General features: G+C 61.3%; 12 protein-coding genes. 11 read left to right on the forward strand and 1 reads right to left on the reverse strand.

What is annotated here, in order from left to right:
• Positions 1-153: 153 nt before the first annotated feature.
• The 8 genes from NKI52_RS13885 (at position 154) to NKI52_RS13920 (ending at position 11,014) form a co-directional block, all read left to right on the forward strand.
• On the forward strand, positions 154-3,282 hold the full coding sequence (locus NKI52_RS13885; RefSeq protein WP_023674194.1) for a PAS domain-containing protein: 3,129 nt from the start codon (positions 154-156) through the stop codon (positions 3,280-3,282).
• Between the two features lie 374 nt (positions 3,283-3,656).
• Positions 3,657-6,494: a sensor histidine kinase gene (locus NKI52_RS13890; protein WP_352698431.1), complete on the forward strand. Its 2,838-nt coding sequence runs from the start codon at positions 3,657-3,659 to the stop codon at positions 6,492-6,494.
• Positions 6,491-7,132, forward strand: a complete 642-nt coding sequence (locus NKI52_RS13895; RefSeq protein WP_352698297.1) for a response regulator transcription factor — start codon at positions 6,491-6,493, stop codon at positions 7,130-7,132. Before NKI52_RS13890 ends, NKI52_RS13895 begins: the two co-directional genes overlap by 4 nt.
• A 2-nt stretch (positions 7,133-7,134) precedes the next feature.
• Complete coding sequence (locus tag NKI52_RS13900; RefSeq protein WP_352698299.1) at positions 7,135-7,524, forward strand: response regulator; 390 nt, start codon at positions 7,135-7,137, stop codon at positions 7,522-7,524.
• Positions 7,514-8,197, forward strand: coding sequence for a response regulator transcription factor (locus NKI52_RS13905; protein WP_352678711.1), 684 nt, complete (start codon positions 7,514-7,516; stop codon positions 8,195-8,197). The genes NKI52_RS13900 and NKI52_RS13905 overlap by 11 nt, the downstream gene beginning before the upstream one ends.
• A gap of 560 nt (positions 8,198-8,757) precedes the next feature.
• The gene (locus NKI52_RS13910) at positions 8,758-9,738 is read left to right on the forward strand and encodes an alpha/beta fold hydrolase (RefSeq protein ID WP_502894826.1); all 981 of its coding nucleotides are present in this window, start codon (positions 8,758-8,760) and stop codon (positions 9,736-9,738) included.
• A 50-nt stretch (positions 9,739-9,788) separates the two neighbouring features.
• Positions 9,789-10,151: a hypothetical protein gene (locus NKI52_RS13915; protein WP_352571371.1), complete on the forward strand. Its 363-nt coding sequence runs from the start codon at positions 9,789-9,791 to the stop codon at positions 10,149-10,151.
• A gap of 113 nt (positions 10,152-10,264) precedes the next feature.
• Entirely contained in the window at positions 10,265-11,014 is a 750-nt protein-coding gene (locus NKI52_RS13920) for a glucose 1-dehydrogenase (RefSeq protein WP_023674202.1), read from the forward strand.
• 264 nt (positions 11,015-11,278) lie between these two features.
• Here NKI52_RS13920 and NKI52_RS13925 read toward each other — a convergent pair whose 3' ends face one another.
• On the reverse strand, positions 11,279-11,506 hold the full coding sequence (locus NKI52_RS13925) for a DUF680 domain-containing protein (RefSeq protein WP_352571370.1): 228 nt from the start codon (positions 11,504-11,506) through the stop codon (positions 11,279-11,281).
• Positions 11,507-11,976: 470 nt separating this feature from the next.
• On the opposite strand from NKI52_RS13925, the gene NKI52_RS13930 reads away from it, so the two are divergent.
• The 3 genes from NKI52_RS13930 to NKI52_RS13940 all read left to right on the forward strand — a co-directional run bounded on the left by NKI52_RS13930 (position 11,977) and on the right by NKI52_RS13940 (position 14,041).
• Positions 11,977-12,768, forward strand: a complete 792-nt coding sequence (locus NKI52_RS13930) for an alpha/beta fold hydrolase (RefSeq protein ID WP_023674204.1) — start codon at positions 11,977-11,979, stop codon at positions 12,766-12,768.
• A 66-nt stretch (positions 12,769-12,834) separates the two neighbouring features.
• Entirely contained in the window at positions 12,835-13,593 is a 759-nt protein-coding gene (locus NKI52_RS13935) for an SDR family oxidoreductase (RefSeq protein WP_023674205.1), read from the forward strand.
• A gap of 46 nt (positions 13,594-13,639) precedes the next feature.
• Entirely contained in the window at positions 13,640-14,041 is a 402-nt protein-coding gene (locus NKI52_RS13940; protein ID WP_023674206.1) for a cupin domain-containing protein, read from the forward strand.
• Positions 14,042-14,053 lie beyond the last annotated feature (12 nt).

The raw sequence follows: 14,053 nt of genomic DNA on the forward strand, positions 1-14,053 counted from the left end.
ATATCTCCGCGCAATGCATGGATTTCCATGAGATGCAGCCGAGGCATGGCGGAACTAGATTTAGGCGGTGAGTTCGCCTGTCCAGATATTGAAAACAAGTGCTATATCAAGCGCTGACCGTCCCCAGGCTTTTTTGTCCGACAGGAGAAGCCAATGACAGCAGCGTCCAACTCACTTGGCGAAATCGACCCCGAAGCAACGCTTGCGCTGCAAATCATCGAGAGCATGCCCGGCCACGCGTGGGCAGCCGATGCCGCCGGAAGATTCACCTATGTCAGCCCAAACACCCTGGCGTTCCTCGGCAACACGCATGAGGGTCTCAACACTTCCGAAGACGACGATGAGTTCGGCTGGCGTCGAGCCGTCCATCCCGACGATTATGATCCTGTAGCCGCCAGATGGCGGCATTGCCTCGAAACCGGCGATCCCTATGATACCGAGCATCGCCTGCGGCGCGCCGATGGCGTCTATCGCTGGTTTCGAAGCTCAGGACGACCTTTTCGCGATAGCCAGGGGCGCATCATTCAATGGTACGGCACGACAATAGACATTGAGGACCAGAAGCGGGCCGAGTCAGCATTGCGCGACCGGGAGCGGGAACTCTCGCAACTCGTGGACATGGTCCCGAGTCACATCTGGCGGCTCGATCCCGACGGCGAGCCGATCTTCTTCAATGGGCGCATGGTCGACTTTCTCGGCCTCGACGTAGCGGATCTGGACCGACCGGGCATGAGCCGGCTGGCGGTGATGATACAGGCCGCCGTTCATCCGGACGACGCGGCAGCATTCGGCGATGCACTCCGTGGTTGCTTCGCTACCGGTGCGAGCTTCGCGATGCGCTATCGCCTGCGCCGTGCCGATGGCGTCTATCGCTGGATGTCGAGCCGGGCGGAGCCGATGCGCGATGACGCCGGCCGCATCGTCCAGTGGTACGGCCTCTGTCACGACATAGACGATCAGATGCACGCCGAAGCGGCGTTGCGGCAGAGCGAGCAGCAACTTCAGCACATGATCGACGCGGTGCCGGTCCGCATCTGGAGTGTGATGCCGACCGGCGGGCCGGTCTACTTCAACAAGCGATACCAGGACCATTTCCGCTCCGTTATCGCGAACTTTGATGTGCTCGGCGAGCCGGGCATCGAAACGTTGCTGCACGAGGTGATTCATCCCGAAGATGCGCCCGAGGTGCAGCGCACGTTGTTGACCTGTTTCGAAACTGGCGGCGGCTCCGCGATGCGGTTTCGCTGGCGCGAAAAAGACGGCACCTATCGCTGGGCAGAGTGCAGGGTCGAGCCGCGGCGCGATGACGACGGAACGGTCGTGCAGTGGTACGGGGTTTCTCTCGACATCGACGATGAGGTGCGCGCGCAGGCCGCGTTGCGCAAAAGTGAGCGGCGCCTTCAGCAGCTGATCGACACCGTGCCCGCTTTGATCTGGAGTACGACACGGGAAGGGACGCCTTCCTACGTCAACAAACGGTTCACCGATGTAACCGGGGCCACGCTCCACGACATCACCGCCCCGGACGGGTCGCCGTCGCTGAGCGTGATCCACCCAGACGATATCGACACCGCACGGCAGGCGATCCGCCATTCATTCGCAACGGGCGTGCCTTACGTTCAGAGATATCGCCAGAGGCGGGCCGACAGCGGCTATCGCTGGACCGAGACTCGCGCCGAGCCGCTGCGCGACGAAGATGGCAGCATTCTCCAATGGTACGGCGTGAGCGTCGACATCCATGACCTGGTGACCACGCAAGCCGCGTTGCACGACCGGGAACGAGAGCTCTCGCAGCTCGTCAACATGGTTCCGAGCTACCTCTGGCGGCTGTCTCCCAACGGTGAGCCGACCTTCTTCAACAAGCGCCTGATAGATTTTCTCGGCCTGGACATAGCGGACGCGGAAAAGCCGGACACGAGCCTGCTGGCGGCCTTCATTGCCACCGTCGTCCATCCCGACGATGCAGCCAGCCTGAAGGAAGCACTCGACAGCTGCTTTGCCACCGGCGAGCGCTTCTTCATGAAGTATCGCCTGCGCCGTGCCGATGGCGTTTATCGTTGGATGGAGGGCCGCGCGGAGCCGCTGCGGGACCAGGGTGGACGCATCGTCCAATGGTACGGCCTTACGCACGACATCGACGATCAGCTGCGCGTCGAAGAGGCGCTGCGCGAGAGAGAACGCGCTCTCTGGCAGCTCGTTGAAACGCTGCCGGCAATGATCGATTGCGCCGCGCCGGATGGCGAACCGATATATCGCAGCCAGCAGCTCCGCGAATTCCTCGGATACAATCTTGAGGAATTGGACGAAGCGGGAAAGTCCCGGCTGGCTGGCACACTCGACGCCGGTGTTCATCCCGACGACCTGACAGGTGTCAAAGAGAGATATGCCCATTGCCTGTCCACAGGCGAGCCGTATGCGCGACGGCACCGTCTGCGGCGCTTCGATGGTGAATATCGCTGGGTCGAGACGCGCGCCGCGCCGATGCGCAACGCTGAAGGCGCCATAGTGCAGTGGAACGTTATCTGCCTCGACATCGAAAATGAGGTGCGGACACAAGAGGAGCTTCGGCTGGCACAAGAGAGACTTGCGCGTGCGAGCCAGGCGGCGAGCCTTGCCGAACTCTCCGCATCCATCGCTCATGAGGTGAACCAGCCGCTGGCCGCCATCGTAGCCAACTCCAACGCATGCCACCGTTGGCTGTCCGCCGAGCCCCCGAACGTCGAGCGCGCGAAGATCACGGCCGAGCGTATCATCCGCGATGCCAACTCGGCGGCGGATGTCGTCAGCCGCATCCGTGCCTTGTTCAGACCTTCGCTTGAAATGAGAACCAGCACACCGATCCCCAGCGTCGTTGCCGAAGCACGTGACCTTATGGCCGAGGAAGCCATGCGGCGTCGCGTTCGCATGGACATCGACGTCGAAAGCAACCTTCCGCTGGTTGCGTTCGATCGCGTCCAGATTCAGCAGGTCCTGGTCAACCTCATTCGCAACGGCATGGAGGCGATGGACAACACGGCGGGCGACAAGGTTCTCGGAATGCGCGTGCGCCGGATAGAGGACACGATCCAGACCGAGGTCCGCGACCGAGGCCCGGGTATCGAACGTCCCGACAAGATATTCGAGCCGTTCTTTACAACGAAAGGGAACGGAATGGGCATGGGGCTCGCGATCTCCCGTTCGATCATCGAGTCTCACGGCGGACGCCTTTGGGCGGAGAATAGCGTGCCGCGTGGGGCGACATTCATCTTCACCCTCCCGGTTGAAGCGAAAGCTGCGCAATAACTGGCGGCGCTCAGTAAGCGCTTGGTTTTTTCGGCTCTCGGTGAAGGGGCGCCGCCGCCCCGTGCAATGCATGGATTTCCATGAGGTGCGGTTGGGGCGTGGCGGGATTAGGGTGGCTACGTGAGTCCGTCAGCCCAGTCCAGCTATCAAGAGCAAGTGCTACACGAAGCGCCGACAATCTCCAGAGTTTGTTTGTCCGTCAGGGGCACCCGATGACGATAGCGCCCAACTCACTTGGCGAGACCGATTCCAGCGCAACGCGCGCGTTAACGCATGACTTGGACCGATCCGGACCGGGAAGTGGCCGATCTTTCGCGACGAATGAACCGGGCCTGATTCGCGGCAACATGATCAGTGATCTTGAAAGAGGCAGGTTGTCGCGCGTCTGGTCGCACCGTCCCCAATTCTTACATCTGGGGCTTTTTATTACGGCCTATGTCCTGGGCTGCGGCTTCGCCCAGTCGCTCGCAATCATACCTGGAACAGGGATTTCCATTTGGCCTCCGAGCGGGCTTTTCATCGCTACGCTTGTCTTCGCCTCCAGGTATAGCTGGCCGTGGTGGGTGCTGGGGGCCTGTGTGGCAGAACTGTTCAGCAACTTCTTGTGGTTCCACACTCCGCTGCCCGCGGCCTTCCTGATCTTTGCCGGCAACGCTCTTGAAGCGGTGGCCGGCGCATGGCTTGTGAACCAGACCTGCAAGCGCCCAGTTCGGCTGGAAACGTTGCGGGACGTTCTCGCATTCGTCGCACTGGCCGCTGGAGTTGCGCCAGTTGCAAGCGCGACGGTGGGAAGTGCGGCGCTTTCGTGGTTTGGCATACAATCGCAAACCTTTGCGACGGCTTGGCCGCTGTGGTGGATCGGAGACGCGACGGGAGTCCTGATCGTAGCGCCACTGGCGCTGGTCGTGTTCCAGAACTGGCGCGGCAAGGCGCAGCTCTCGGCGGCGCGGTGGATGGAAGCTTGCGTCCTGGGGCTGATCTTTCTTGGTACCGCCGCCCTTTCCTTGAGCGGCTATCTGCCCTTCGCCTACATCATCATGCCGCCTCTTCTTTGGGCCGCGGTGCGCTTTGAGTTCCGAGGCGCCGCCGTAGCATTGACCGTTCTCGCTCTGATCACGGCGGTATTCACGATATCCGGCGCCAGCCAATTTGCCGGCGATCCCGAGTCCCAGAAGCACAACCAGATCATGCTGCAGCTTTTTCTGGCCATCTCTGCATTTTCGGCGCTCGTCATGGCCGCCATTTCCAGGCAGCATCAGGCGGCGGTGCTCACTTTGCGCCAAAGTGTGGAGACCTTGCGGGAGCGGGAGCGAGAACTCTCGTTGCTGGTCGAAATGATCCCCGCTCACATCGCCCGTATGGCGCCCAACGGCGAACCAACCTTCTTCAGCAAACGCACGACAGACTATATCGGCCTCAACGACATCGCGGACTGGGACAAGCCGGGCACGAGCCGCCTGGCGACCGTGGTCGCGGCAGCCGTCCATCCCGACGATGGACCCAGGATGAGAGAATGGCTCAGCCGCTCGCTCGCCACCGGCGAACCCTATCCCATAAGGTATCGCCTGCGTCGCGCGGACGGCGTGTACCGCTGGAGGGAGGGCCGCGCCGAGCCGCTGCGGAACCAGAGTGGGGCGATCGTGCAATGGTACACGGCCAGCATCGACATCGACGATGAGGTGCGCGCGCAGGAGGCATTGCGCGACCGGGAGCGGGAGCTCTCGCAGCTTGTCGACATGGTTCCGAGCCACGTTTGGCGCCTGACGCCGGACGGCGAGCCGACCTTTTTCAACAAGCGAATGGTCGACTTTCTCGGCCTTGACGTGACGGATTTGGACAAACAGGGCATCGGCCGGCTGGCGGCGATGATAGCGGCCACCGTCCATCTCGACGACGCAGCAGCATTCGGCGATACGCTCAGTCACTGCCTCGCCACCGGCGAGCGCTTCTCCATGAGGTATCGCCTGCGCCGCGCCGATGGCGTCTATCACTGGATGTCGAGCCGGGCAGAGCCGATGCGCGATCACGCTGGGCTGATCGCGCAGTGGTACGGCCTCTGTCACGACATAGACGATCAGATGCAAGCCGAAGAGGCGCTGCGGCGGAGCGAATTGCGGCTTCAGCAGATGATCGACGCTGTGCCGGTCCGCATTTGGAGCGCGGTGCCGACCGGCGGGCCGGTCTACTTCAACAAGCGATACCAGGACCATTTCCGCGCCGTCATCGCCAATTTCGAAACACTCGGAGAGCCGCGCATCGAGGAATTGCTGCAAGAACTGGTTCATCCCGAAGATGCTCCCGAGGTGCTGCGCACGTTGCTGAGCTGTTTCGAAACAGGCGGCGGTTCCGCGATGCGGTTTCGCTGGCGCGAAACAGATGGCTATCGCTGGGCGGAGTGCAGGGTGGAGCCGCGGCGTGATGAAGACGGGGCGGTTGTGCAATGGTACGGGGTTTCCCTCGACATCGACGAAGAGGTGCGCGCCCAGGAAGCGCTGCGACAAGCCTCCGACAAACTCGCGCAAGCCACTCAGGCTGCAAGTCTCGCCGAGCTTTCCGCTTCGATCGCGCACGAGGTGAATCAGCCGCTGGCCGCGATCGTCGCCAATTCCCATGCATGCCACCGTTGGCTGGGCGCCGTCCCGCCGAACGTCGAACGCGCGAAGATTACGGCCGAGCGCATTATACGGGACGCCAATTCGGCGGCGGACGTCGTCGGCCGCATTCGCGCGCTGTTCAAGCAATCCACCGAGACGAGGACCAATGCGACGCTCAGCAGTGTCATCGCAGAGGCACGCGACCTCGTGACCGAGGAAGCGATGCGGCGGGGCGTTCGCATCAGCGTTGATGTCGGAAGCGACATTCCGCTAGTCGCGTTCGATCGCGTCCAAATCCAGCAGGTTCTGGTCAATCTCATCCGCAACGGCATGGAGGCGATGGACTCTGGTGCGGATGACGGAGTTATCAGCATCCGCGTGCGCCATATCGGGGACGTTGTCCAGACCGAAGTCAGAGATCGCGGCCGGGGCGTCGAGTTTCCCGACCGGATATTCGAACCGTTCTTTACCACGAAAGAGCAAGGGATGGGCATGGGACTGGCGATCTGCCGTTCGATCATCGAGTCGCACAGCGGGCGTTTATGGGTCGAGAAGAACGAACCACGTGGAGCGACGTTTATCTTCACGTTGCCGATTGAAGCGAAAGCGGCGTCATGACGACGGACGGCCAAATTGTCTTCATCGTAGATGACGATGAACGCATCCGGGAGGCGCTCAGTGAGCTGCTGGCCGCACATGGCATGCGTGCCGTAGCGTTCGGATCGGCGGGCGATTATATCCGCGCTGACAAGCTGGACGTCTCTGCCTGCCTCATCCTCGATATCGAGTTGCCGGATATTAACGGCCTCGATCTGCAGCGGCAGATTGCCGAGGGCGATCATCCGCCGATCGTTTTCCTGACGGGACATGGCGATATCCCGTCCTCGGTGCGTGCGATCAAGCACGGCGCCGTGGATTTCCTGACTAAGCCCTTCAGCGATGCAGACCTCATGGCCGCAATCCATGCGGCGATTGCCCAGGATCGGGTACAGCGATCGGAGCGCGCCGAGCTGGGCGTGTTGAAGCAACGTTATCTCGAGCTGACGCCGCGCGAACGTGAGGTGCTGCCACTGGTGGTCAGCGGCTTGCTCAACAAGCAGGCCGCCGCTGAACTGGGGATCAGCGAAGTTACGCTGGAAATTCATAGAAGGAACGTCATGCAGAAGATGGTCGCGGCGTCGCTCGCCGACCTAGTGCGCATCGCCGAGCGATTGGGAATACCGATCACGCACTCGCGCAGGGCAGGGGGGAGCTGAGGGTGAGCAAGCGGAGGCCTGTCGTGGCGATTGTCGACGATGACCCAAGACTGCTCGAGTCGCTGGAGGACCTTCTGGAGTCCGCCGGCTATGTGGCCCGCAGCTTCTCGTCGGCGGGGGCGTTGCTGGTCAGCGGCCTGTCTGGATTGGACATGCTTATCACCGACATCGGGATGCCCGGCATGGACGGCTTTGAACTTCGCGACTTGGTCAAGAAGGCGCGTCCGGACCTGCCTGTGTTCCTGATCACCGGCCGCCACGAGATAGTGGATCAGCACCGCGCCAAGGGCATTGGCGGGCTTTTCCGCAAGCCGTTCGATGGCCAGGCACTGCTTGCGGCGATCGGCGACGCTTTACGCAACCCAGAAACGGAGGCTGAACATGAGAGTTGACCAATTGCCCTTACCGAGATCGGCGCCATCATCACAGCAGCGAAGGGCTGAAGCCGAGCAGCCGCTGGTCATTATTGTCGATGATGATGCCTCTGTTCGGGAGGCGCTGTCTGAATTGATCCTGTCGGCGGGTTTCCTGCCGGTGTGCTTTACCTCAACCCGTGAATTGCTTGACGCCGACGTGTTGGAGAGCCCCGGCTGCTTAATCCTCGACGTGCGCATGCCGGGGACGAGCGGTCTCGATCTGCAGCACCATCTTGCGAAAAACGGCAACCCCAAACCCATCATCTTCCTGACCGGGCATGGCGACATCCCGATGACTGTCCAGGCGATGAAGGCCGGCGCCGTGGACTTTCTCACCAAACCGGTGCGGGATCAGACGCTGCTTGACGCTGTGATCGCCGGCATTGCGGTGGATGCCAAGCGGCGGGCGGATGCCGTGATCGTCAAGCGCAATATCGAGCGCGTCGAGACGCTGACGCCGCGCGAGCGCGAGGTCCTGCGTGAAGTGGCGCGCGGACGCCTCAACAAGCAGATCGCCTTCGACCTCGGCATCAGTGAAGTGACGGTCAAGCTTCACCGCGGCAATGTCATGCGCAAGATGGAAGCCGCTTCCATCGGTGAGCTGATCCGGGCGTGGGAAACGCTGCCCGCGCCGATGCGCGAGGTCTAGAATTTGGCACAAGCCGATCCATGCCCCATCCAATAGGATCGCCCGGCGCGCCCGGCCATTTCAGGTGCTTTCTCAGCGCGCCCAGGCCTTCCTGCCTGTTGGTACGCTCGTGCTGCTGCGGGTGATCCTGATGTACATCGGTGGTCCTGTTGGTGTTTCGCGGCAAGGCCCGCGCCAAACATCGGTTACCACTGAGCGGCGCTCTTTGGCGGCGCCAGTCTGACCGACAAAGTCGCAACATTTCATGCAACAGCAACTGACGCCGGCGATGCCGCGTCGGTCCCCGCGCCGCTACCCAAGCCTAAATTGACGTGTGTCTATAAGAGCTTGCCTTAGCCCGGCCCTATCTTCGGCGTGCCTGCCCTGCACCTTGGCATCGTATGACAGATGCTTCCGTAGAATAGGTTCGCGGCCCGGATCGATGCATCCTGTTCCTCGCAAGCCATCACGACCGTCGCGTTTCTACCGCTCCTCGCTCGCTCCTCCCCGAACGCGACCGCACAGGCCGACTCGACGGTCGTGATGGTGAGCAGGATGTTCAAAGCACATGGATGGACATGATGAACAAAGACGGACTTTTCTCCGTCGGCGGATCTCGCCGCGATGTCTTGTTGGCAGGCCTGATCTCTACGGTTGCCGCCGGACTGCCCCGCGCTGCTTCGGCAACGAGCCGAAAACAAAACCTTCCCTCTTCCCCCTCAATCAAAGGAACCAAGACGATGAGCACCATCACGACCAAGGATGGCACCGAAATCTACTACAAGGATTGGGGCAAGGGTCCTGTCGTCACGTTCTCGCACGGCTGGCCGCTGAATTCCGACGCCTGGGACGGGCAGATGCTCTTTCTTGCCCATAACGGCTTTCGCGTCGTTGCGCATGACCGGCGCGGCCATGGCCGATCGAGCCAGGCCACGTCCGGCAACGACATGAACGGCTATGCGGACGATCTTGCAGCCGTGATCGAGGCGCTGGATCTCCGGGACGCCACGCTGGTCGGCCATTCCACCGGAGGAGGCGAGGTTGCTCGCTATATCGGACGGCACGGCACGAAGCGGGTGGCCAAGGCTGTTCTTATCGCCGCTGTTCCGCCGATCATGGTGAAAACGCCGGCCAATCCGGAAGGCCTGCCGATCGAGGTATTCGACGGCATAAGGGCTGGCCTCGTCAAGGATCGTTCGCAGTACTACCGGGACCTCGCACCGTTGTTTTATGGCGCGAACAGGCCGGGCGCCAAGGTTTCCCAGGGGACTCTGGATCAGTTCTGGCTCTGGAGCATGCAGGCGGGTCTCGTGAACGCGTACGAAAGCGTCAAGGCGTTCTCCGAGACCGATTTTACCGAGGACCTCAAGAAGTTCGACGTACCAACCCTCGTCCTGCATGGCGAGGACGATCAGATCGTCCCCGTCAAGGACTCGGCAGTCAAGTCGGCCCGATTGATCAAAGGCGCAAAGGATATCTATTACCCCGGCGCGCCCCACGGGATCACGGCCACGCACCAAGATCAGGTCAATGCTGATCTGCTCGCCTTCATCAAAGGATAGCACGCCCTCAGTCACGACCGCATGTTGTCCGCAATTCCTTGGAGCCGCCGATGACCACCTTTGGCAATATTTCGCGCGCCCTGAACCGCATTTCGGGTGGCGCGCCAGGTCAAACCTTGTGCGCTCGCATAGCCGAGCGGTGGCCTGAATGCTGGTTCTGTCGGCTCATGTCCCGGATTGTGGAACCGAACCACTGCGCCATCGAGCTGGAGCGCTGGCAGAGGCGCGAAACATATGCTGCGCCACGGCTGCCACTCGGGCAACTGCGCCTGTGCAGCGCGGAGGCGATCGCCGGCGTTCGACAGTACGTCGCGCTGTCGGGGGTCGCCGCCGCGCGCTTGTTCTGCCTTGAAGGCCAAAGCGCTCTCCAAGACGTCAAACTGGCTAAGCGCCGGGAGTTTATCAATCGGTAGCCGTTTGCGATTGCCGCTCATTTTGGCGGTCTCAATTCGGCGTGAAATTTTCTTGGCGAGCAGTTGCGACTATCGCAGCAGCACCGGCACTATTTTTCGAAGGCAGGAACGAAATGGGCGCACTCTCGGGCAAGATCGCAGTGGTCACCGGCGGAAACAGCGGGATCGGACTATCGGCTGCAAAAATCTTTGCGGCCGAGGGCGCGCAAGTCGTCATTACCGGCCGCCGGCGGCAGGCGGTCGAGGAAGCGGTCGCACAGATCGGGGCAGGCGCGCTGGGCATTCAGGGAAATGTGGCCGACGTGTCGCACCATGACGAGGTAGCGCAACAGATCCGCCAGAGGTTCGGGGCGCTCGACATCTATATGGCGAACGCCGGCATAAACACCATCACGCACTCGGCCGACGTCTCCGAGGCAGAATATGATGCGCAATTTGCCGTCAATACGCGGGGCGTCTTCTTCGGCGTCCAGAAGCTGATTCCGGTCATGCGGAATGGCGGCGCAATCATCCTCACAGGCTCGCTGGCCAGCGAGAAGGTTCTGGACGGTCATGCTGTTTACGCGGGCTCGAAGGCGGCCATAAATGCCTTTGCGCGCGGTTGGGCGATCGAACTGAAGTCTCGCGGCATCCGGGTCAACGTGCTCAGCCCAGGTCCGGTGGATACGGCTATTCTCGATAAGCTAGGCGTACCGTTTGAGCAGCGCGGGCTGTTTGAAAAGGCGATGGCGGAGGCAATACCCCTGGGCCGGATGGGGCAGCCGGAAGAGCTGGCAAAAGCTGCTCTGTTCCTTGCCTCGGACGCGAGCAGTTTCGTCACGGGCATCAATCTGCGGGTCGACGGCGGGATGGCAGTGCTCTGAGCCACGACTGCGATGTCGCGCCAATAGACTGGCGAATAACGCCGGAGCAATCGGTCTTCCTCACGACGATTTTCCGGGAAGCTGCCGCACGAATCCCGCCAAATAGGTCGGAGGCGAGACGTTTTGTCGACGTGGTGCAAATTGAGCCACGTAAATGGCAAGTCGCATTGCAGGGATCGACGCGCAAGAGAGAAGTCGGCTCGCCGATACGGCGGAGGGACCGAGGTCACGCCCCGGTCCTTCAAATTTTTCTGTAGGTCGGGATCAGTGACCCCAGATGCCCTGGCCATATTCATCGTTGGGAACAGTCGGCTTGCGTGCGGTTTTCGGCACCCCGATATCGTTGTTCATTTTTTGGATCGAGGATGTATACATGTTGTCAGAGGCAGTCGCAGGCTGCTGGGCTCCGTTTGATCCATAGTGGTCGCTTCCGGCAGTGGCGCTTCCTGCTGTAATAACAAACACGGCGACAGCAAGGACTGTCATTTTCATTTCAGTAACTCCATTGATAGTTTGGATGGTATTCACACATGCAAATATAAATGTCGTGACGCAGCGACACGATCAGACGGTCCGGCTGTTTGACTCATACCAAGGCATTGGGCGATGCGGGCCGAAGGCCAGGAACTATGTCGTTGACGAGAGGAGGCTTTGCCGCCGTGTTCGATCCGGCCGGCTCACCAGCGCTCAACGGATCGACCGCGCCAGGTTCTCGCCACGGCGGCAGCGAAGTCTTGCAAACACAACTCTCTGGCCGCGCGCCCTCAGTGTCTGTTCCGGCTACCGCCGACAATGCACACCCGCATAGATAGCTCAATCATGCTGCAGGGCACCTGATCTCCCTGGTGACCTACCCTGCACCTTGGCATTGTATGACAGACCCTTCCGCACAATAGGTTGGCGGGCCGCGTCGGCGCATTCTCCTGAGCATTGGTCACCACAGGCCACACGGGAGAAAGCAAATGCGAAACATAACTCGAGTCCTGGCCCTCACCGCAGCGCTTGCCGCGTCGGGCGGCGGGATGGCGCAGGCCGCGAATTCTCAGCCCAAGCCGACGATCGTGCTGGTGCACGGCGCCTTCGCGGAATCGTCGAGCTGGGATGCAGTCATCACCAAGCTCAGCAAAGACGGTTATGTAGCGATAGCCGCAGCTAATCCGCTCCGCGGCGTTGCCAGCGATGCGACAGCAGTCTCAGCCATCGTCCGGTCGGTTTCCGGGCCGGTCGTGCTGGTGGGGCATTCCTACGGCGGGCCTGTCATCACCGAGGCCGCCAATGGCAATCCCAATGTGAAGGCATTGGTCTACGTGGCGGGTTTCGCGCCGGATACCGGCGAATCGAGCCTTACGTTGTCCAGCATGTTTCCCGGCAGCACCTTGGGGAGCGCGCTTGCTCCCGTCGCGTTGCCGGACGGCGGACAAGACCTCTTCATCGAGCCGGCCAAGTTCCGCGCCCAGTTCGCCGCCGACGTTCCGCAAGAGCAGACTTTGCTGATGGCTGCCACTCAACGCCCTGTTGCGCAGGCGGCTCTGGCTGAAGCCTCGGGCGTCGCCTCATGGAAGACGCTGCCGTCCTACATGATCTACGGCTCGGATGACCGCAACATCCCGGCAGCCGTCATGAGCTTCATGGCCAAGCGTGCGCACGCGGTAAAGACCGTCGTCATCGAGGGTGCGTCCCACGCGCTCATGGTTTCGCATCCCGACGAGGTCACGTCACTCATCGAGGATGCTGCTGCATCGGTCAGTCAGTAGCAGGCCGGAAACGCCCAGCATCCGATCGAGCAACGAAAATAGACACGCAACACCAGGAGACCAGACATGAAGATCGTCGTCATCGGCGGAACCGGGCTGATCGGTTCAAAGACCGTGGAGAGACTGCGAAACAAAGGACACGACGTGCTTGCGGCGTCGCCGAATTCGGGCGTCAACACCGTTACGGGAGAGGGTCTGGCGGCCGCGCTTGCCGGTGCGCAGGTCGTCGTCGACCTCGCGAACTCGCCGTCGTTCGAGGAAAAGGCTGCCCTGGAGTTCTTCGAGGCATCCGGGCGTAATCTTTTTGCCGCCGAAACGGCCGCCGGCGTCCGTCATCACGTGGCGCTGTCGGTCGTCGGTACCGACCGGCTGCAGGGCATGGGCTATTTCCGCGGCAAGTTGCTTCAGGAAAAGCTGATCAGGGAGTCCGGAATTCCCTACACCATCGTTCACGCCACTCAATTCTTCGAATTCACCGCCGCCATCGCAAACACGGGCGCCGTCGGGGATACCATTCATATGTCGCCGGCCTACTTCCAACCCATGGCGGCTGATAATGTTGCCGATGCGATGGCGGACGTCGCGCTTGCCGCGCCGTTGAACGGCATGATCGAAATTGCCGGCCCGGAGCGTGTTCGCATGAGCGAACTTGTCGAGCGCTTCCTGAAGGCCACCAACGACCCGCGCAAAGTCGTCCCGGATCCCGGCGCGCTCTACTACGGCCAAGTGGCAATCGACGATCGAACGCTGGTGCCCGGCGAGAACGCGCGCATCGGCGCCGTGCGTTTCGATGATTGGCTCAGCCGATACACACCACCGAAGTAAGTAATCATCGGATAGGCCCGCCATTCGCACAACAAGGAGACCAGACATGATCAAAACACTTCTCTGCGCCGCGCTCACCTCCGCTTCCGTCACCGCAGCAATGGCCAATGACGCCGCCAGCGTGAAGCTTGTCTACGACCAGGCTCTTCCAAACGTGCCCGGCAAGAGCATGAAAGCCGTGCTCGTCGAGTACGCGCCTGGGGGTACGTCGCCGGCTCATACCCATCCCAAATCCGCGTTCATCTATGCCACGGTCCTGCAGGGGGCGATCCGAAGCCAGGTCAACGACGGGCCGGTGAAGACTTATCGCGCCGGCGAGAGTTTCTCGGAATTCCCTGGCGACCGTCATGCCGTCAGCGAAAACGCCAGCAAGACGGAAGGCGCTCGTCTGCTTGCTATTTTCGTCGTCGACACCAGCGAGACGGAACTGACGACGAACGCGAAATGAAATCGTAGCCCC

Source organism: Mesorhizobium sp. M0590 (assembly GCF_040320905.1).
Lineage (GTDB): Bacteria > Pseudomonadota > Alphaproteobacteria > Rhizobiales > Rhizobiaceae > Mesorhizobium.